The sequence below is a fragment of the Frankia sp. Hr75.2 genome, from assembly GCF_949319125.1.
GTDB classification, from domain to species: Bacteria; Actinomycetota; Actinomycetes; order Frankiales; family Frankiaceae; genus Parafrankia; species Parafrankia soli.
In genome coordinates, this window is sequence record NZ_CASGGV010000266.1 from 58,773 (window position 1) to 78,599 (window position 19,827).

Here is a 19,827-nt window from a genome sequence, read left to right on the forward strand (position 1 = left end):
TCCCGCCCGGTCTCGCTGCTCGTTTCGACACGCGGCCCGGGCGGGGCTCCGCGCTCGGCTGGCGATCTTTCGAGCATCCTCGTCCACTCTCGCGGGAGGCTGCGTGAATCTCGCAACTGTTCTGGTGACCGGCCTGTTCGCGGGTGGTGTGTCCTGCGCCGCGGTGCAGGGCGGCCTGCTGACCGGCCTGATCACCCGGCAGCGTGCGGCAGCGGCGGGGGCAGCCGAGCCGTCCCGTCCCGCGCCTGGGCGTGGTCGCCATTCGGCCCGCCATGCCGTCCGCCGGGATCGGGCCCGTTCCGGGATCCGGTCGGTGCAGGCCGTACGGGAACCGGACTGGCGTGCTCAGCTCGGTGACGACCTCGCGCCGGTCGGCGGGTTCCTGGCCGGGAAGCTTGTCTCGCACGTCCTGCTCGGGGCGTTGCTGGGCGCCGTGGGCGGCGCGGTGGAGCTTTCGGTCGATGCGCGCACCTGGCTGCAGATCGGCGCCGGCCTGCTGATCATCGTGTTCGGTCTCGCCCAGCTGGGCGTGCCGGGGTTCCGCGGCGTCGTCGTCGAGCCGCCGGCCTCGTGGATGAGGGTCGTCCGCAGGCGTGCCCGTTCCCAGGCGGCGCTGGCACCGGCGCTGCTCGGTCTGGCCACCGTGCTCATTCCGTGCGGCGTGACGCTGTCGGTGGAGGCGCTCGCGCTCGCGTCCGGGTCCGCGCTGGCGGGTGCGGCGACGATGGGGGTGTTCGTGCTCGGCACCGGCCCGTTGTTCGCCGTTCTCGGCTACGCCGCCCGCAGGGCCGCGACCGCGTGGCGCAGCAGGCTGGCCGCGGTCACCGGGCTGGTCGTGCTGGCGATGGGGCTCTACACCCTCAACGGCGGCCTGCAGCTCGCCGGTTCGCCGCTGGCCGCCAACCGGCTCGCCGAGGCCGTCGGGCTCTCCCGGGTGCCGGTCGACACGTCGGCCGCGTCGACGGTGGACGGGCGCCAGACCGTGAAGATCACGGCTGATGCCGACTCCTACAGCCCCGGCAACGTCCAGGTGCAGGCAGGTGTGCCCACGACGCTGGTGGTGCACTCGGACAACGCGCAGGGCTGCATCCGGTCGTTTGTCATCCCGGACCGCGACGTCGAGAAGGTCCTGCCGGTCGAGGGCGACACGACGATCGATCTGGGGGCGCTGAAACCCGGGAAGCTGCGCTACGCGTGCGGCATGGGGATGTTCACCGGGGTCATCACCGTCGTCTGACGAGCAGATTGCCTTCGGCTGTACAAGGAGAACGGAGTACCCGACAGTGCCCGCCACCACACACACGTTCCGCGTCGAAGGAATGCACTGTGCCAGCTGTTCGCTGCTCATCGACGACGCTCTGGAGGACCTACCGGGCGTTCGCAGCACCCGGACCACTCTGAAACAGGGACGCACCACGGTCGAGCTGGACCTGAGCCGGAACAGCCCGCGGGACGTGGTCAGAGTGATCGAAGAACTCGGCTACAGGGCCTCGCCGCTGCCGTGACGGACCGGCCAGAACCTGTCGGGCAGGCTGACCGGCCCCGGTCCAGGATCGTCCGCTGCCATGACGTCTACCACCAGGAGGCCGGCATGACTGTGCTGTCCTGCGCGACCGGGTGAGCCGGGCAGTGGACGGTCCACCGACCACGCCGCTCGTTATCCGCCGGGCGGCGTTCCACGAGCCATCCAGGCCCGTTCCCGACTCGTCCCTGTTCCAGGCCGAAGCCGAGGGACGGAGACATGCGGGAGGCCGGCGGAGAGCCGAGACCCGGATCATGGCCGACATCGGGGCGCGCAGAATCGTGGCGGCGTTCGCCTCGCTCGGCGCGGCCGCGACTCATGCCGCTGTCGCGCCGAGCCATTTCACCTCCTGGCCGTTGTCGGGCGTTTTCTTCTTCGCGACCGCGGTCTTCCAGGCGGGCTGGGCCCTCGCCGTGATGCGGAGCGCCGGCCGACGGACGGTGGCGACGGGCCTGCTGGTCAACGCGGGGGTGATCCTGGTGTGGGTCCTCAGCCGGACCGCGGGTTTCCCCGTCGGTCCCCATGCCGGTATGCCCGAACAGGTCGACAGGGTCGACCTCACCGCGGTGGCCTTTCAGACGGCGGTCTGCGTCCTCGCTCTGTGGTCCCTCCGGGCGCGGCACGCGCGTGGGTTCCGTTCCTCGCTCAGCGCGGCTGCCGTGATCGGTGCCGTCGGCGCCGGGGTCACCGGCTTCACCCTGCCCGCGGTCGAACTCGCCGGGTCACACGGTCACGGTGACAGCCACGGCCACGAGATGACAGACGAGTCCGCTCCCCACTCTCACAGTTCGGACGATGATCCCCCGGAGCTCCCACACGACAGCGTGGGTGGGACGACCGGACCGTCGCCCGCGGCAGGCGAAACCCGTGAGCAGGAGCCGCCGTCCCAGCCCGCTCCCAACCACCCCCACCCCCCGGGTACCGCACCTCACGACGACTGAGCATCCCGACGTCCCCGGCTCCACATCCAGCCGCACGCACTGTCTGACCGGGGCGACGGCGGTCGCACCCCGGGCTTCCCACGAGGTACCCCCATGGGGTACCTTGCTCGACGCAGAATACCCCCCATGGGTATATCGCGAAGGGATGGTGAGGGCGGCCGTCGGCGTCGCGCCCTGTCGAGTCCTGACGCGATGCCCAGGGCCCCCGAGAGAGGAGCTCCTGATGAGCGAGACCACCTACACCGTGACTGGCATGACCTGCGGGCACTGCGTCGCCTCGGTCACCGAGGAGGTCGGCGACATCCAGGGCGTGACGAACGTGGCGGTGGACCTGAGCTCCGGCGCGGTCACCGTCACCAGCGACCGGCAGGTCGACCCGGCCGAGGTCCGTGCCGCGGTAGAAGAGGCCGGCTACCGGCTCGCCGGGCTGAGGCCGGCGCCCGAAGGAGCTGGTGTGAGGTGAACGCGGCGGTGAAGCTGTCCGCCTTTGGCGCGGCACTCGCCCTGCTCGTCGCAGGGGCTTACGGCGTCGGCATGGCTGTCGGCCCTCCGACCACGGTCGATGCGGGCGTCGACGATGCCTCCGAGGCCACGGCCTCCGAGGCCACGGCCTCCGAGGTCAGGGCCGCCGTCCCGGAACAGCCGGGCGGGCTGGCATCCAGCGCGGGCGGCTACACCTTCACACCCACTGATTCGAGCTTGACCCCTGGGGCCCGCGAGGACTTCACCTTCCGGATCGTCGGGCCGAACGGAGCTCCCGTCACGGCGTTCGACGTCAGGCACGACAAGCGGATGCACCTGATCCTGGTGCGCCGCGACGGCACCGGGTTCCAGCATGTACATCCGGGCATGACGCCCGAGGGGACCTGGTCGGTCCCGCTCAGCGTGCCCGCCGCCGGCTCCTACCGGGCGTTCGCGGACTTCGCTCCCACCGGCGCGGCGGCCACCACGCTGGGTGTCGACCTGGCCGCCCCCGGTCTGTTCGAGCCGGTCATGCACGTGCCGACCCGCACCGCGGCAGTGGACGGGTATGAGGTGACGCTCGCCGGCGACCTCGTCAGCGGGCGGGCCTCGCCGCTCACCCTGACGGTGCGCCGGGACGGGCGGCCGGTGACGGACCTGGAGCCCTATCTCGGCGCCTACGGGCACCTGGTCGCGCTGCGCGAGGGCGACCTGGCCTACCTGCACGTACATCCCGACGGCGGACCCGGTGAGGGGCCGGCAGGCCCGGACGTCCCGTTCGTCGCCGAGGTGCCCAGCGCGGGCGGCTACCGGCTGTTCCTGGACTTCCAGCACGACGGGGTCGTCCGTACCGTCGAGTTCACCGTGCCCACCGAGCAGGCCGAGCAGGCCGAACCGGCCGCCCGGGACGTCACCGTCACCCCGCCGCCGGCCGGCCATGACGGCGCCGGCCACAGCCACTGACCGGGAGAGGAAGGCTGGCATGAGTGTCACGACGACGAACACGTCCGGCGTCGCGGTCACCGAGATCGAGCTTGCGATCGGCGGGATGACCTGCGCGTCCTGCGCGAACCGGGTCGAGCGCAGACTCAACAGGATCGATGGTGTCACCGCCACGGTCAACTACGCCACAGAGAAGGCCCGGGTGAACGCCCCGGGCGGCGTCGATCCGGCCGTGCTGGTGGCCCAGGTCGAGGCGGCCGGCTACACCGCCGAACTGCCCCGGCCGCAGACGGCGGAGCCGGCGGCCGGCGTCCCCGACGCCGAGCCGGACCCGACCCGCCCGCTGCGCCGGCGTCTGGTCGCCAGCGCCGTGCTGGCGGTTCCGGTGATCGCGATGGCGATGGTCCCGGCGCTGCAGTTCACGAACTGGCAGTGGTTCTCGCTGGCTCTGGCGGGCCCCGTCGTGACCTGGGCCGCGTGGCCGTTCCACCGGGCAGCCTGGACCAATCTTCGACACGGCGCGGCGACGATGGACACCCTGATCTCGATCGGTGTCGGCGCCGCGTTCCTGTGGTCGCTGTACGCGCTGCAGTTCGGCACCGCCGGGATGCCGGGGATGGTGCACCCGTTCGAGCTGACCATCGCCCGTGGGGACGGGCTGGGCAACATCTACCTGGAGGTCGCCGCCGGAGTCACCACCTTCATCCTCGCCGGCCGGTACTTCGAGGCGCGTGCGAAGCGGCGGGCCGGCGCGGCGCTGCAGGCGCTGCTCGAACTCGGTGCCAAGGACGCCGCGGTCCTGCGCGACGGTACCGAGGTGCGGATCCCGATCGACCAGCTGGCCGTCGGCGACCGGTTCGTCGTCCGGCCCGGCGAACGAATCGCCACCGACGGCACGGTCGAAGAAGGCTCGTCCGCCGTCGACGCCTCGATGCTGACCGGCGAGTCCGTCCCGGTCGAGGTGGCACCGGGCGACGCGGTGACCGGCTCGACGGTGAACGCCGGCGGGCGGCTGGTCGTGCGCGCCATCCGGGTCGGCGCCGACACACAGCTGGCCCAGATGGCGAAGCTCGTCGAGGACGCCCAGAACGGCAAGGCCGCCGCGCAGCGGCTCGCCGACCGGATCTCCGGTGTGTTCGTGCCGGTCGTCATCGCCCTGGCCGCGGCCACCCTGGCCTTCTGGCTCGGGGCGGGGGCGGGCGCGGCGGCGGCGTTCACCGCCGCGGTCGCCGTCCTCATCATCGCCTGCCCGTGCGCGCTCGGGCTGGCCACCCCGACGGCGCTGCTGGTCGGCACGGGGCGGGGCGCGCAGCTCGGCATCCTGATCAAGGGTCCCGAGATACTCGAATCCACCCGCCGGGTCGACACGATCGTGCTCGACAAGACCGGCACGGTCACGACCGGCCGTATGAGCCTTGTCGAGATCCACACCGCCGCCGACGTGGCCGAGACCGAGGCGCTGCGGCTGGCCGGCGCGTTGGAGAACGCCTCCGAGCACCCCATCGCGGCCGCGATCGTGCGGGCGGCCCGCGACCAGGTCGGCGACCTGCCTGATGTCGACCAGTTCAGCAACGTCGAAGGACTCGGCGTCCACGGCGTCGTCGACGGGCATGCCGTACTCGTCGGGCGTTCGGCGTTCCTGGCGGACTGGAGCCTGCCGCTGCCGCCGGACCTCGTCGCGGCCAGGGACGCCGCCGAGGCGGGTGGCCGGACCGCCGTCGGCGTCGCCTGGGACGGCGAGGCCCGCGCCGTGCTCGTCGTCGCGGACGTCGTGAAACCGACCTCGGCGCAGGCCGTCGCCCAGCTACGTGGGCTGGGGCTGACCCCGGTACTGCTCACCGGCGACAACACGGCCGCCGCCCGCGCTGTCGCGGCGGAGGTCGGCATCGACGTCGGCCCCGACACCGTCATCGCGGAGGTGCTGCCAGCGGGCAAGGTCGACGTGGTCAGGCGCCTGCAGTCCGAGGGCAAGGTCGTCGCGATGGTGGGCGACGGGGTCAACGACGCCCCCGCGCTCGCGCAGGCCGACCTCGGTCTGGCCATGGGTACCGGCACCGACGTCGCGATCGAAGCCAGCGACCTCACTCTGGTACGCGGCGACCTGCGGGCCGCGGTCGACGCGATCCGGCTGTCCCGCAGGACCCTGGCGACGATCAAAGGAAACCTGTTCTGGGCGTTCGCCTACAACCTCGCGGCGCTGCCCCTGGCCGCGGCTGGCCTGCTGAATCCCATGATCGCGGGTGCGTCGATGGCGTTCAGCTCCGTGTTCGTCGTCGCCAACAGCCTGCGGCTGCGACGGTTCGCCGCACAGGGCGACACGAGAGGCATCTGATCGAGTCGGATGCCCCGGCGCTGGCGGCGAGTCGGTCCCCGTCCCACGGAGAAGGCGGTCATGCGCAGTGGTCTGTCAGGTCGCTCAACGCCGGGATGGTCGTCACCAGCAGGGGGAGAGCCAGCAGCAGGCCGACGAGCAGCACGCGGCCCAGGACCGTGGAGCGAGACAGCGGCGGACGGTCGGCCATGAGACGGATCACCCGCTGGTGTACCGCGGTGTTCGCCATCCCCAGCAGAGGACTGGGAGGAGCGGCGAGCCGCAGCACGGCCTGGGCAACCACGCGTGGGGTGCTGCGGCGCGCCGCGCTGTCGTCGGCGGCGAGTTCGACGAGTCGGCGTAGTTCCTCGTGGCCGACGGCGAACAGCGGCACAGTCGGGAACGCGCGGGCGAGCACGGCTGCCGCCGTGAGGATCAGATGGTGCCTGCCCGTCAGATGAGCGCGTTCGTGGGCGATCACGGCGTCGAGTTCCGCGGGCTGGAGGACACGCAGCGCCCCGCGGGTGACCACGACGGTGCCTCCCTTGCCGGGCAGGCAGAACGCCCCGCGTCTCGTGTGATCCAGGACGTAGATCCCCAGCCGGGGATGGAACCGTCCCAGAAGCCGGACGTCGTGCCGGTGCCGGGCCTGGTCCGCCCACCGGGCATGCGTGACCGCGACACCGACCTGCACGAGCCGGAGCAGCCCCAGCCCGACCAGGCCCAGCCCGACCAGCCGCGGCGCTGTCCACGGCGGAAGGACGGGGAAGGCGTGCTCGGTCCACCCGCACCACTGCACGAGCAGCACCACGATGTCGCCGATCGAGTGCAGGGGCACGACGAGCAGCGCACCGGTCAGCACCGCCATGGACACGACCGACACCGTTCCCGCCAACCAGGTGGCGACCGCGAGCCGCGGGGTGCGCGACGTCCACGACATGCCACGAAGACAACGCGGAAGGCCCCACGCGACAGCAACCATGTAAAGGATCAGAATCCCGAAAATCATCGTCGCGCAGGGCCCTCGCCGTCATCGCCACGGTTGCCGGCATGCCAGCGCACCGCCTCCCGCAACGTCTCGTACTCGCCGGGATCCATCGCCTCCACGAAGTGGAGCAGCGCCAGACCACGATCGTCAGCCTCCGCGAGCACGGAGCGCATCATCCGTGCCGTGTGCGCGCTGCGGCTCAGGACGGGCTGGTAGTGGTAGGACCGGCCGGAGCGCTCCCGGGTCAGCCAGCCCTTGCGGTACAGCCGGTCCATGACGGTCATGACCGTGGTGTAGGCCAGCACGCGGGTCGGACTGAGCAGTTCCCGGACGTCGCGGACCGCCACCGGACCTCGCGCGGACCACACCCGATCCATGATCGCGGCTTCCAGGTCAGTCAACTGCTCCACACGTTTCCCTTCGACACACTCGCCCGTATGCCATCACAGCTCTCGCTGACGCGGGCGCGGTCCTACCCGGGGCGGGCCGACCAGGCGGCTGCCGGAGACGAATGTGTACCGAGATGGCCTGTGTGTACCGAGATGGCCTGCCGGTTGGCCGGACGCGCTGGGGCGAACGTCCCCTGCGCTCCCACGGCGGAGGGCGCACGCTTTGAGGGGCAGGGGCAGGGGCAGGGGCGCGGTGCGGGTCTTACCGCATTGCTGTCACCCCGCCGCTCCGGGAGGTAACTGCGTGATGATGTACTGGAATGATCATGATATCAGTGGTTGGGGCTGGTTCGCCATGTCCATGGGCATGCTGCTGTTCTGGGCTGTGCTCATCACCGGGGCGGTGCTGCTCGTGCGGGCCCTGATCCGCTCCGACGAACGGAGACGTCCTGCAACGCGCTCGTCCAGCGAGCCCGGAGCCGCTCACGGACCAGTCGTACCCTCACCCGAGGAGGTTCTGGCTGGCCGCTTCGCCCGCGGCGAGATCGACGAACAGGAGTACCGCGCCCGCCTGGCGACCCTCCGAGACACCGCCCGCCTCGTCAAACACTGACCGCAGGGCACGCCGGAGCACCGCCTCGAAAACGTGGTGCTCGACCACGTGGAACCGCGAGGGCCATGGCCACGGCCACACACGAAGCCGCCCACACACGAAGCCGCGGAGCCGCGGCTGGGCCTACTACCGGGCCGTTCCCGCGCCGTAGCTCACAGGTCCTCTTCGGTGTCGTTTTCCGACACCGAAGAGGGCACGGTGTGGCTAGAGGGCGCCGCGGTTCCACGGGCCGGTGATCGCGGCCGTGAAGCCGCTGCCCACCTCGACGCCACCGAACACGTTCACGAACAGGGTCCTGCCGTCGGGGGCGAAGCAGGCGCCCGCGAACTCCGCGCTGCTGAAGTGGTTGACCGCGAACTCGAAGGTCTTCCCGGCCCGGGTCAGGCCGATCAGCCGGTTCACGTCTTCCACGCCGGGCGCCAGCGGGTGCAGGTCCCCGTCGTCGGAGGCGTCGTCCTCGCAGAGCAGCAGGCTGCCCTTCGGGCTGATCGTGATGTTGTCCGGGGAGTCGAGGACGGAGCCGCCGGGGGACTCGAACACCAGACGCAGGCGCCCCCCGTCGGTGTGCCGGCGTCCGCCGCGGGTGCCCTGCCCCCTGCCGGGCTCGTACTCCCAGATCTGGCCGAAGCCCTCGGCGTACCCGTCGGAGTTCACGTCACCGTTCTTGACGTCACCACCGCTGGTCGAGGAGAAGAAGATCGTGCTCTTCGCCGCCCAGATGCCCTCGAGGCGGTTGAACTTCGCGCCGCCCCCGGCCCAGCCCTGCGCGAACACGCTCGTCGCCCCGGGCTTGTCCGCCTCGACGATGGTGTCGGGGTCCGGGTCGTCGATGTCGACCCATTCGACGGGCAGCCAGGCGGAGGCCTTCTGCCCCTGCCGGAGGTCGACCTGCGCGCGGCCCTTGATCGCGAGGATCTGGAGCAGACCGCCCTTCTCCAGCTTGTTCGGGTCCTTCGGGAGGAAGCGGTAGAAGCCGGAGCCGCGGCCGGAACCGCCGTCCTCGGTCAGGTAGACGAAGCCGGTCCGGTCGTCGACGGCGACCGCCTCGTGGGCGAACCGGCCGAGGGCGGTCAGCGGCACCGCGGGCACGGTCTTCCCCGCGTCGGCGGGGACGAGGTAGGCGTAACCGTGCTTCTTGTCGTAGCCGTTGGCCGGCCCGGCGATCGTCTCCTCGCAGGTGATCCAGCCCCGTCCGCGGTAGGCGATGCCGCCCGCGCAGTTGACGATGGTGCCGTTGAGTCCGATGTAGTCGTTGACGAGGGTGCGGGTCCTGGGGTCGTAGTCGAGGACCGTGACACCGCCGAACGCCTTCGGGTCGTACTTGGTGGCCGCCGGGCCGGCGACCGAGCCGCTACCGGCCGGCTGACGGTCCTCCTGGTTGCGGATCAGGCGGACCCTGCCGCCGCGCAGCGCGAAGGCGGCCATCCCGTCATGGCTGGTCCCGTTGAGAGTCCCAGGGTCGCTGACCAGAGGGGTGCCGGTCTTGCCGAACACCACGTAGCTGAACCCGGCGGGCAGCGCCAGGTACGGCTGGCCGGTCGGCTCGTTGGCTGGCACCAGGGGAGACAGCGGGCCGTATCCACCCGCCTGGTCGCTGCCGCCCCGAGCCGGCGACGCTGCCAGCGCGGCGTTGTCCAGTGCCGGCAGCAGCGCCGAGGCCACGACCGCGCCGCCTGCCACGGCCGCTCCGCGTCCCAGCAGAGTCCGCCTGTCCATCGAAGTCACATCCACATCCCTCGTCAGCCCTGCATGACGGTGACCGTCAGCCCCCGGCTGTGAAGGAGGTATGTCGCCGGAAGCTGGACGGCCACCGCGGCCGACCCTCCCAGTCCTTCTGGTACCGCCGCAGGTGGGAACAGGTGGCATCGATATGAAGGATTCGTTAATAGATCGCGGTCGATGCTTCCCCCGGGAGCCCGCCAGCTGGGGAAACGGTCTGCGCGTCGGACGGAACCGTGGTGGCACGTCGGGTCGGGCGGGGCCGTCCGCTCGGGCCTCGTCGGCGGGCACAGGTGTGGGCCGCCTGGCAGCATTTCGATCGAGATCTTCGCGCCTCCGGCCGCTGGACTCATGAGATGATCTGTGTCGAGGCGGCATGCCTGCTGGAACAGCGGCCACAACGGCCATACCGGCATGTCGTGATCGACGAGGCACAGGACCTCAGCCCGGTGCAGTGGCGCTTCCTGCGGGCGGCGGTCGCGCCAGGCGCGGACGACATCTTCGTCGCTGGCGATGCCAGCCAGCGCATTCACCACAACCGCGTGAGCCTGCGGGAACTCGGCATACCGGTGGTCGTGGTCGGCACCATGCACCGGATGAAGGGGCTGGAGTTCCGGTGCCTGGCGGTTCTTGGCGTCGGCGAGCGCCAGGTTCCCGCCTCGAGCGCGGTAACGCCAGCTGGGGAGGACGGAATCGCGCACGCCCAGGACGTCCAGCGAGAGCGCTGTCTGCTCTTCGTGGCGTGTACCCGGGCGCGGGAGGAGTTGTCGGTCTCCTGGCATGGCCCCCAGAGCCCGTTCCTCGCCCCGTTCGATCCGGCGATCCGCCCCGTGTGATCCGCCCGCGACGGTCGCTCCCGGGTCGTGCTACCGGGGCGCGCCTGCGACAGCGGCCGAGAAGGCCAGGGCCGTCCGCGTGCTGGCTCGGCGCGGTCGCCCGGGCCAACGGGCTGGTTCTCCGTAAACGGACTGGTCCTGGCGCCTGTGCCGGACTAGAAACGAGCGATGACCTTGCCGTCGGAGGAGTCGTCGTCCGAGGAGTTGCTACCGGGCACCCGCCGTGCGTTGCTGCACCGGCTGGCGGTCGGGCAGGCGGAGGGGCGCACGCCCTCGCTGGTCGGCGCGGTCGTGCGCGGCGGCCGGCTGGTCTGGGCCGACGGTCGGAGCATGATCGACGGGCACAGCCCGGACGCCGACGTCCAGTACCGGATCGGCTCGATCACGAAGACCTTTGTCGCGGTGCAGGTCATGCGCCTGCGTGACGAGGGCGTACTGGACCTGGCCGATCCGCTGGACCGTCACCTGCCCGGCACCGCGGCGGGGCCGGGGGCCGGGGCCGGGGCAGGGGCCCTGACGATCGCCCAGCTGCTCGGCCACACCTCGGGCCTCGCGTCCGAGCCGCCCGGTCCCTGGTGGGAACGCACGCCTGGAACGCTGCGGCCACTGCTCGACGACGTGCTCCACGAGCCGGCGGTACGCCATCCGGCGGGCCGCCGCTTCCACTACTCGAACCCCGGGTTCGCGCTGCTCGGAGCGCTGGTCAGCCGGCTGCGCGGACAACCGTGGGGCGACGCGCTGCACGAGGAGGTGCTGGCGCCGCTCGGCCTGACCCGGACCACGCTCTCCCCACAGGCACCGCACGCCGGCGGCTTCGGGGTGCATCCCTGGGCGGATGTGATGGTGCCCGAGCCGTTGGAGGACACCGGTGTGATGGCGCCGGCGGGTCAGCTCTGGTCGACCGCCGCCGACCTGTCCCGCTGGGCCGCGTTCCTGGCGCAGGGCGACAAGGCCGTTCTGAGCGCCGACACCCTCGCCGAGATGCGCCAGCCCGCCTCCGGCCCGGACGAGGCAGACGGCTGGACCACCTCTTACGGGCTCGGCCTGCAACTACGACGGCAGGACGGCCGACTGCTGTACGGCCACCTCGGCTCGATGCCGGGGTTCCTGGCCGCCGTTCTGGTGAGTCAGCGCGACGACGTCGCCGCCGTCGTCCTGGCGAACGTGACCGCTGGGCCGGCGGTGGCGCTGATCGCCGCCGACCTGATCCGCATCGTCGGCGAGCACGAGCCACGCATCCCGGACCCGTGGCGCCCGCTGCCGGCCGTCGATCCAGCGCTTCTGGCGCTCACCGGCCTGTGGCACTGGGGCCCGTCGCCACACCTGCTACATCTGCGCGCCGACCGTGGGCTGGAGCTCATCCCGCAGAGCCAGACGGGCCGTGGCGCCCGTTTCCGTGCTGAGGCGGACGGCACCTGGACCGGGCTGGACGGGTACTACGCGGGTGAGACACTGCGCGTCGTCCGCGCACCGGACGGCGCGGTCAGCCACCTGGACATCGGCACCTTCGTGTTCTCCCGCACGCCCTACGACCCGGACGCGGACATCCCCGGCGGCCTCGACCCGGGCGGCTGGCGGACATACTGACCCGCGTTCCAGGAGCACGGTCCGAGCGTCCGTGCCAGACCGCGGCCGCCAGGCGCACGCGCGGCTCCCACGGTTCCAGGAATGCGGATCAGCGGGCAACGGTGGCTTCGGCCAGTTCGATGACGCCGTGGATGTAGAGGACGACCGCGGCGGTGCTGGCCCAGCACAGCATCGTCGCGACCGCCAGCAGGACACCCGCCCGGGTCTGGCGGAGCGGCGGATCGAGCAGGTCATGCACCCGGTCGACGACATGATCGTGGGCGGCACCGAGACCGTGGGGATGATCGTGGGCGGCACCGAGACCGTGGGGATGATCGTGGGCGGCGCCGGGGCGGTGGGGCGGTGCCGCGGGCCGGCCGAGCGCGGCCCGGCCCAGCGCGTGGGCCACCGTGGACGGGTCACCGACCGCGCGGACCGCGGCGGCATCCGCCCACCGCTCGATCGCATGGTCGACGGCGGGGGCGATCAGTGCCGTCAGGGGGTTGGCCGCGGCGGCGAGGCGGGTCAGCTGGACGTAGCGGTGGTGGTGGTGACGCAGGTGGGCCTGCTCGTGTGCGAGCAGCGCCAGACGCTGCGGCCCGGTCAGCAGGCGCAGCATGCCGGTGGAGACGACGACGCGTCGGTTGCGGCCAGGAACGGCGTAGGCGTGCGCGGCGGTGTCGTCGACGATCACCAGTCCGCCCACCGCGGGCAACGCCGCGGCCGCGGCCGTGGTCCGGCGCGCGCCCACCACGACCCGGATGAGGTGGACGCCGGTCCGGCCGAGCAGGATGACCGCCAGCGCCCCTGTGGCCAGGCCGGCCGCGTGGGGAATCGGCAGCGTCGCGCGCAGGATCGGGGTCGACCAGTCGTGCGGGTGCGCCGCGGGAAAAAGATCAACCGTGCCGAGGTACGCGGACAGCGACAGCATCGTCTCGACGGCCACCGACACCGTCACCGCGAATGTGGTGAGGAGCACGGGGAGATACCGGGCCGCGCCCGCCGCGGCCCTGCTCCCGGCGAGTCCGACGACAGCCGGAAACAGGGCCAGGGCGAGCAGGAACACCGGAGTGAGCGTCGTCATCTCGGTCTCCGGTTCCGGGTGTCCGGTCCCGGCGGCTTCTCGTCGGGCTCGGGGTGTCGGGCGAGCAGGTCCCGCAGGATCTGTTCGGAGTCCTCGTCCAGGCTGTCGACGAACCGGGACAGCACCGTAGCGCGATCGACGCCGGCGTCGAGCAGCTTCTGCATCTGGCGCGCGGTGAGCCCGGCCTGGGTTTCGGGCAGGCTGCCGACCAGCTGGTAGGCGTAGGCGCGGCCGCGGGGGGTGCGGGTCAGGGCCTGTTTGGCGTACAGACGTGTCAGAGTCGTCAGGATAGTCGTGTAGGCCAGGTCATCGCCCAGTTCGGCCTGGACCTGCGCCGCGGTCAACGGCCCGTCGGCCGCGGCGAGGCAGGCGACGACCTCGCTCTCCAGGCCCCCGCTCGGGCGGGGGCGGGCTCGACCGGCCACGGTGCCTCCCGTCGCTCGTTGCCTGGCGGCGCATCGCCGTGTTGCGCCGCCCAGCGATTGTGACATCACGCAGAGCGGACAATCTGTCCGCCGCACGCCCGTTGCCCCAGCTCAGCCCGATGTCGGGCGGAAAGTTGGCTTGCGTTTTCGGTAACTATTAGGTATGCCTAACCTTCAACAACTATCGCCAGATAGTTGTTGATCTGGAGGATCAAGTGTCGTGTTCGCCAACTACCTGATCGGCCTGCGTGAAGGCCTCGAGGCCGCGCTGGTCGTGAGCATCCTGATCGCCTACCTGGTCAAGGTTGGCCGACGGGACCGGCTGGTGGTCGTCGCCGGTGGGGTGGCCCTGGCGGTCGCTGTCAGCGTCACGTTCGGGGCGCTGCTGACGTACACGTCGACGAGCCTGCTCGCGGACTTCAGGAGCCAGGAGATCTTCGGCGGCACGATGTCCGCGATCGCGGTGGTGTTCGTCACCGGGATGGTCTTCTGGATGCGTCGCACCGCCCGCAGTATGCGCGCGGAGCTGGACGGACGGCTCTCCTCGGCACTGGAGCTGGGCACCTTCGCCGTCGTCCTCACGGCCTTCCTCTCGGTGGCCCGCGAGGGCCTGGAGACCGCGTTGTTCTTCTGGTCGGCGGTGCAGGCCGCGGGAAGCACGACGGAGCCGGTGATCGGTTTCTCGCTGGGCATCGCGACCGCGGTGGTGCTCGCCTGGCTGCTGTACCGGCGGTCGGTCCGGCTGAACCTCGCCCGGTTCTTCACCTGGACGGGCGCCGGCCTGATCGTGATCGCGGCCGGGGTGCTGGCCTACGCGATCCACGACCTGCAGGAGGGCGGCGTCATCGGCGGGCTGAACACCCTTGCCTTCGACGTCAGCGAGCAGATCTCACCAGGGTCGTGGTACGGGTCCCTGCTCAAGGGCGTCTTCAACTTCACCCCGCAGACCACCGTCGCCCAGGCGATCGCCTGGGCCGCCTACATCGTCCCGGTCATGACCTTGTTTTTCCTCGGTCATCGGATCCGGTCCGGCCAGCCGAGCGAGTCGAGCCAGCCGAGCGAGCCAAGCCAGCCGAGCGAGCCAAGCCAGCCGAGCGAGCCAAGCCAGCCGAGCCAGCCGAGCCAGCCGAGCCAGCCGAGCCAGCCGAGTGGGCCGCCGCCCGTCCCGTCGGGATCTACCAGCTGACGGCCGCTGACGGCCACCGCGGTGGCGGGTGCCGCCACTTACGGCTGATCCATCTGTCGCATCGCCAGAAACCTTGAGGAGAACCGGTGAAATCGCCTGTCGGCCGCGTCATGCGCCTGGCCTGTCCTGTCGTCGTGGCCGCTACCCTGGCCGCGGCCTGCTCGTCGGACAACTCGACTGACGCCGGCTCGTCCGGCGCCGGCGGGGGACCGATCGCGGTGAACGCGGGTGACAAGGACTGCAAGGTGGCCAGCGCGGAACTGCCCGCGGGCCGGCACACCTTCGAGGTCACCAACACCGCGTCGCAGGTCACCGAGGTTTACGTCTACGCCGACGGCGACCGGATCATGGGCGAGGTCGAGAACGTCGGCCCGTCGACGAAGCGGAACCTGATCGTCGATCTGCCGGCCGGCAGGTACCAGGTGGCGTGCAAGCCCGGCATGGTGGGCGACGGCATCCGCACCGCGCTCACGGTTACCGGCGAGGCCGCGCCGCCGCAGACGCTCGACCAGAACCTGCAGACCGCGGTCACCTCGTACAAGACGTACGTCGGGTCCGAGACCCAGGCGCTGGTCGACACCACCGCGGGGTTCGTCGAGGCGATCAACTCGGGTGACCTGGCCAAGGCCAAAGAGGCCTACCCGAACGTCCGACTGCACTATGAGCGCATCGAGCCGATCGCGGAGTCCTTCGGCGACCTCGACCCGCTCATCGACATGCGCATCGACGATGCCACGCCCGACACCCCGTTCGTCGGCTTCCACGCGATCGAGCAGAAGCTGTTCGAGGGGAACACCCTGGACGGAACCCAGCCGCTCGCCACGGCACTGACCACGAACGTCGGCAAGCTCAACGAGCTGATCAAGACCGTGGAGCTCACGCCGCTGGTCATGGCCAACGGGGCGAAGTCGTTGCTCGACGAGGTCGCCGCGTCGAAGGTCACCGGTGAGGAGGAGCGCTACTCCCGCATCGACCTGGTCGACTTCGCGGGCAACGTCGACGGCGCCAAGTACGTCTACAGCGCGCTGCGCCCGGCCCTGCAGGAGAAGGACCCGGAGCTGGTGGCGACGCTCGACAAGCGCTTCCCCGTGCTGGTCAGCCTGCTCGACAAGCACCTGGCCAAGCCGGGGGACAGCGGCTACATCCCCGGCAGCCCGTACATCTCCTACGACAGCCTCACCCAGGACGAGGTCAAGGCCCTCGCCGTCGAGGTCGACGCCATCTCCGAGCCCATCGGACAGATCGCCGGAGTCGTGACCAGCAAGTGAGCCGACTGCCTGATCCCAGCGGCCCGGACGCCGTCGCCACCGAGGACCCCACCACCGCCGTCACCGCCAGCGGCGCCGGCGCCGCTGGCGACGCCGACGCCGATGGCCCGCGCAGCGGCCGCGGGAGCCAGCCGGCGCCCGCGGCACGCGGTTTCAGTCGTCGCCGCATGGTCGCGTTCCTCGGTGGCGCCGCGGCTGTCGGCGCGGGCGGCACCGCCGCCGGCTTCGTCGCCTCCAACTCGGAGGAGGAGTCGCCGGGGTCGGGCCAGAGGGTTCCGTTCTTCGGTTCGAACCAGGCCGGAATCGTCACCCCGGTACAGGACAGGCTGCACTTCGCCGCCTTCGACCTAAGCCCGGCGGCCACCCGCGACGACCTGATCGCGCTGCTCACCGCCTGGACCAACGCGGCGTCCAGGATGACCGCCGGGCTGGACGTCGGCACCGGCGCTGTCACCGGTGCGCCCGGCTCCCCGCCGGACGACACCGGTGAGGCGCTGGGGCTGTCGCCCGCCCGGCTGACCCTCACACTCGGCTTCGGCACCAGCCTGTTCACCGATGCCAACGGCAAGGACCGTTTCGGGATCGCCGCTTCGCGACCGGCGCAGCTCGCCGACCTGCCTGCCTTCCCCGGCGACGCCCTCGACCCAGCCTCCAGCGACGGCGACCTGTGCGTGCAGGCCTGTGCCGACGACCCGCAGGTGGCCGTGCACGCCATCCGCAACCTGGCCCGTCTCGCCCGGGGCACCGCCTCGGTGCGCTATTCCCAGCTCGGGTTCGGCCGCACCAGCTCCACCTCGACCGACCAGATCACCCCGCGCAACATGATGGGCTTCAAGGACGGCACCGCCAACATCAGGGCCGAGGACACGCCCACCATGAACACCCACGTCTGGGTCCAGCCCGGCGACGGGCCGGACTGGATGACCGGCGGCAGCTATCTCGTCAGCCGCCGCATCCGCATGCTCATCGAGCCCTGGGACAGCACCCCGCTCACCGAGCAGGAACGGGTCATCGGCCGCACCAAGGGAAGCGGAGCTCCGCTCGGCCAACAGGACGAGTTCGACCCGTTGGACTTCGCGGCGAAGGACTCCGCCGGAGAGCTGGTCGTCGACACCAAGGCCCACGTACGGCTCGCCCACCCGACCCAGAACAACGGCGCCGTGATCCTGCGCCGTGGCTACTCCTTCACCAACGGCACCGACAACCTCGGCCGCCTCGACGCCGGGCTGTTCTTCATCGCCTACCAGCGGGACCCGCGGACCCAGTTCGTCACAATTCAGAAATCACTGGCCGGCAGGTCCAACGACGCGCTCAACGAATACATCCAGCACGTCGGCAGCGGCCTGTACGCCTGCCCGCCGGGCGTCCAGCCAGGACAGTACTGGGGCCAGAAGCTCTTCGCCTGACAACACGGTCGACTCGGCCGGCCTGTCCGTCGCGCACCGCCGTCGTTCTCGATGACCGCTTCTGGGCCGACCGCCGGGATCTGGGCCCGTCTCCACGGCCATCTCCTCTCGCTGCTCGCCGGGTGTCAGGCTTTGCGGGCGATGGCCCCGTATCCGCCGACCTCGGCGTCGGTCAGGCCGGTTGGCGTGTCGTCGTCGGGGCGCCAGCGGTGCAGGAGCTGCACCCCGGGGTCGACGAGGTCCAGACCGTCGAAGAAGCGGACGACCTCGGAGTGGGTACGTGGCCGGGCGGGGATTCCCTGCTTCCGGTAGATCTCGGCGAGCCGTTCCACCTCCTGCGGGGCGAAGTCGGGTGTGACGTGGGTGAGCGTCAGGGTGCTGCCGGCGGGAAGGGCGTCCATGAGGGTGCCGACGATGCCGTAGGGGTCGTCGGAATCCGGAATGAAGTGGAAGATCGCGACGAGGGACAGCGCGACCGGTTGTGTCAGGTCGAGGGTGTCAAGCAGTTCCGGTGCGCGCAGGATCCGGGCCGGGTCGCGGATGTCGGCGTCGAGGTAGGCGGTGCGCCCCTGTGGGCTGCTGGTCAGCAGGGCGCGGGCGTGGGTGAGCACGATCGGGTCGTTGTCCGCGTACACCACTCTTGCCTCGGGGGTGATCCCCTGCGCGACCTCGTGGAGGTTCGGGCTGGTGGGAATGCCGGTGCCGATGTCCAGGAACTGGCGTATTCCGAGCTCACCGGCAAGGTGGCGGGTGGCCCGGATGAGGAACGCCCGGTTCTGGCGCGCGGTCACCTGCAGCCCGGGGAAGGCATGGAGAGCCTGGTCCGCGGCGGCCCGGTCGGCGGGGAAATTGTCTTTCCCACCGAGGTAGTAGTCGTACATGCGGGCGGAATGCGGAAGGTCGGTCCGAAGATCAACGGTCGGGATCTCGTCCATCAACTTCCGCCAGCGCCCCTTACCGGGAGTGTTGTTCGTCATGCCTGATCTCCCGTGCCACCGTCATGATCAAGGATCGGATGATCCGGGAACCGGATCATCTCAAAGATGGGCCCGTGGGATCGAAAGGCCATGCCTGTTGCTGATCTATAGCTTTTCGGGGGGACGGTAAGTCGAAGCCAGATGTTCCCGACCACTGTCACTCCGCCGTCACTCCGCCGTCGGTCCGCGCAGGTCCACCCGCTGCCCGGCTTTCCGGCGCAGCGGGTGGACGTCACGTTGGTCTGATGCCTGTCACGCCGGTTGGGTGGGGCTCCCGTCCGTCCGTTGGCGGCGCCGGCCGCGAACCAGCCCGGCGGTCGCGTCGAGGGCGAGGAAGGCCAGGAGAGTCACTCCGAGCACGGGCAGCGCCCAGCCGACCGCGGCGGTGACCAGGACCAGGGCGACCAGCGCGGGCCTGGGTACCCGCCGCCAGGTGCCCCGGGTGGGGGCCGGGCCGACGATGCCTGCATGGTCCGCTCGGGTGGGACGGCGCTGCCACCACATCCGGTAGCCCCAGACGATCACGCAGACCAGGCCGCCCGCGAGGCTGGCCAGCAGGATCTGGTTGGCCACCCCGAACAGCTCGCCCATGTGCGCGGCGATGCCGATCTTGGTGAGCTGCGCGAGCAGCGGCCAGCTCTCCCAGCGCACCTCGTTGACCACCCTGGCGTCAGCCGGGTCGACCGCCACCTGGTCGAGTCGTACCGGCCAGCGCCGGTCGGTCTGGGCCACAGTCCACGCCGTGCCGGCCTCGGCCGGTGGTGTGATCTCAACGGGTCCGTCGAGGCCCGCCCCGCGCGCGGCGGCGATGATCCGGTCCACCTTGTCCACACCTGCCGCGTCCGAGGAACTGGTCTCGGTGGCACCGGCGATGGTGTGGCCCTCGTGTTCTCCACCGATCCCGCTGCTCCCACCGATCCCACGGTTGCCGCCCGCGGGGGCAGCCTGGGGCAGGGCGGTGTCGAGATCGGGGGTGTGACTGTCGGCGGCGTCCAGGGCGGAGGAGAAGTGCGCCCCGGCGTAGCGAGACCAGGTCAGACCGGTTGCGGACAGGAACAGCAGGCCGATGAGCAGCCAGACGCCGAGGCTCCCATGCCAGGCCATCGTGCGTCGTCGCCCGCGGGCGGTGAGGTCGGGCAACAGGACCCGGGGCCCCCCCCCGGCCCCCCCCGGGCGGCGGCCCCCCCCCACC

General features: G+C 71.1%; 18 protein-coding genes and 1 pseudogene. 12 read left to right on the forward strand and 7 right to left on the reverse strand.

Annotated features, from left to right (window positions below; translation table 11 throughout):
- Window positions 1-103 precede the first annotated feature (103 nt).
- From AC559T_RS18215 to AC559T_RS18240, 6 genes are all read left to right on the forward strand, one after another.
- A complete protein-coding gene (locus AC559T_RS18215) occupies window positions 104-1,237 on the forward strand; it encodes an urease accessory protein UreH domain-containing protein (protein WP_071066631.1) in 1,134 nt (377 codons plus the stop codon).
- Window positions 1,238-1,283: 46 nt separating this feature from the next.
- The gene (locus AC559T_RS18220) at window positions 1,284-1,505 is read left to right on the forward strand and encodes a heavy-metal-associated domain-containing protein (protein ID WP_071066630.1); all 222 of its coding nucleotides are present in this window, start codon (window positions 1,284-1,286) and stop codon (window positions 1,503-1,505) included.
- A 271-nt stretch (window positions 1,506-1,776) separates the two neighbouring features.
- A complete protein-coding gene (locus AC559T_RS18225; RefSeq protein WP_112107560.1) occupies window positions 1,777-2,463 on the forward strand; it encodes a hypothetical protein in 687 nt (228 codons plus the stop codon).
- A gap of 223 nt (window positions 2,464-2,686) precedes the next feature.
- Window positions 2,687-2,926: a heavy-metal-associated domain-containing protein gene (locus tag AC559T_RS18230; protein WP_368952198.1), complete on the forward strand. Its 240-nt coding sequence runs from the start codon at window positions 2,687-2,689 to the stop codon at window positions 2,924-2,926.
- Window positions 2,923-3,888 carry a DUF8832 domain-containing protein gene (locus AC559T_RS18235; protein WP_498869515.1) on the forward strand — a complete coding sequence of 322 codons (966 nt, stop codon included), beginning with the start codon at window positions 2,923-2,925 and terminating at the stop codon, window positions 3,886-3,888. Before AC559T_RS18230 ends, AC559T_RS18235 begins: the two co-directional genes overlap by 4 nt.
- Before the next feature lie 19 nt (window positions 3,889-3,907).
- The gene (locus AC559T_RS18240) at window positions 3,908-6,199 is read left to right on the forward strand and encodes a heavy metal translocating P-type ATPase (protein ID WP_498869516.1); all 2,292 of its coding nucleotides are present in this window, start codon (window positions 3,908-3,910) and stop codon (window positions 6,197-6,199) included.
- Window positions 6,200-6,257: 58 nt separating this feature from the next.
- Here AC559T_RS18240 and AC559T_RS18245 read toward each other — a convergent pair whose 3' ends face one another.
- Both AC559T_RS18245 and AC559T_RS18250 read right to left on the reverse strand, forming a co-directional pair.
- Complete coding sequence (locus AC559T_RS18245) at window positions 6,258-7,118, reverse strand: M56 family metallopeptidase (RefSeq protein ID WP_498869517.1); 861 nt, start codon at window positions 7,116-7,118, stop codon at window positions 6,258-6,260.
- Between the two features lie 65 nt (window positions 7,119-7,183).
- On the reverse strand, window positions 7,184-7,576 hold the full coding sequence (locus tag AC559T_RS18250) for a BlaI/MecI/CopY family transcriptional regulator (protein WP_112107555.1): 393 nt from the start codon (window positions 7,574-7,576) through the stop codon (window positions 7,184-7,186).
- A 286-nt stretch (window positions 7,577-7,862) separates the two neighbouring features.
- Between AC559T_RS18250 and AC559T_RS18255 the strand changes: the two genes are divergently transcribed.
- Window positions 7,863-8,168, forward strand: coding sequence for an SHOCT domain-containing protein (locus AC559T_RS18255; RefSeq protein WP_071066644.1), 306 nt, complete (start codon window positions 7,863-7,865; stop codon window positions 8,166-8,168).
- A gap of 204 nt (window positions 8,169-8,372) precedes the next feature.
- On the opposite strand, the gene AC559T_RS18260 is transcribed toward AC559T_RS18255, so the two are convergent.
- Window positions 8,373-9,884, reverse strand: a complete 1,512-nt coding sequence (locus AC559T_RS18260) for an alkaline phosphatase PhoX (RefSeq protein ID WP_498869518.1) — start codon at window positions 9,882-9,884, stop codon at window positions 8,373-8,375.
- Window positions 9,885-10,117: 233 nt separating this feature from the next.
- Here AC559T_RS18260 and AC559T_RS18265 point away from each other — a divergent pair.
- Both AC559T_RS18265 and AC559T_RS18270 read left to right on the forward strand, forming a co-directional pair.
- Window positions 10,118-10,723 (forward strand): annotated as a pseudogene (locus AC559T_RS18265) (3'-5' exonuclease); the annotation flags it as partial.
- 168 nt (window positions 10,724-10,891) lie between these two features.
- Window positions 10,892-12,310: a serine hydrolase domain-containing protein gene (locus tag AC559T_RS18270; protein ID WP_498869519.1), complete on the forward strand. Its 1,419-nt coding sequence runs from the start codon at window positions 10,892-10,894 to the stop codon at window positions 12,308-12,310.
- Window positions 12,311-12,398: 88 nt separating this feature from the next.
- Here AC559T_RS18270 and AC559T_RS18275 read toward each other — a convergent pair whose 3' ends face one another.
- Together AC559T_RS18275 and AC559T_RS18280 are read right to left on the reverse strand one after the other, a co-directional pair.
- Complete coding sequence (locus tag AC559T_RS18275; protein WP_498869520.1) at window positions 12,399-13,373, reverse strand: M56 family metallopeptidase; 975 nt, start codon at window positions 13,371-13,373, stop codon at window positions 12,399-12,401.
- Window positions 13,370-13,798: a BlaI/MecI/CopY family transcriptional regulator gene (locus tag AC559T_RS18280; RefSeq protein WP_112106044.1), complete on the reverse strand. Its 429-nt coding sequence runs from the start codon at window positions 13,796-13,798 to the stop codon at window positions 13,370-13,372. The genes AC559T_RS18275 and AC559T_RS18280 overlap by 4 nt, the downstream gene beginning before the upstream one ends.
- Before the next feature lie 220 nt (window positions 13,799-14,018).
- Between AC559T_RS18280 and efeU the strand changes: the two genes are divergently transcribed.
- The 3 genes from efeU to efeB all read left to right on the forward strand — a co-directional run bounded on the left by efeU (window position 14,019) and on the right by efeB (window position 17,658).
- Window positions 14,019-14,984, forward strand: coding sequence for an iron uptake transporter permease EfeU (gene efeU / locus AC559T_RS18285; RefSeq protein ID WP_498869521.1), 966 nt, complete (start codon window positions 14,019-14,021; stop codon window positions 14,982-14,984).
- Between the two features lie 86 nt (window positions 14,985-15,070).
- Entirely contained in the window at window positions 15,071-16,252 is a 1,182-nt protein-coding gene (efeO, locus tag AC559T_RS18290; protein ID WP_131626071.1) for an iron uptake system protein EfeO, read from the forward strand.
- On the forward strand, window positions 16,249-17,658 hold the full coding sequence (efeB, locus tag AC559T_RS18295) for an iron uptake transporter deferrochelatase/peroxidase subunit (RefSeq protein WP_498869522.1): 1,410 nt from the start codon (window positions 16,249-16,251) through the stop codon (window positions 17,656-17,658). The genes efeO and efeB overlap by 4 nt, the downstream gene beginning before the upstream one ends.
- Window positions 17,659-17,783: 125 nt before the next feature.
- Here efeB and AC559T_RS18300 read toward each other — a convergent pair whose 3' ends face one another.
- Both AC559T_RS18300 and AC559T_RS18305 read right to left on the reverse strand, forming a co-directional pair.
- A complete protein-coding gene (locus AC559T_RS18300; protein WP_112106040.1) occupies window positions 17,784-18,635 on the reverse strand; it encodes an SAM-dependent methyltransferase in 852 nt (283 codons plus the stop codon).
- A gap of 252 nt (window positions 18,636-18,887) precedes the next feature.
- The coding region (locus AC559T_RS18305; protein WP_498869523.1) for a PepSY-associated TM helix domain-containing protein at window positions 18,888-19,827 on the reverse strand (940 nt) is incomplete at its 5' end.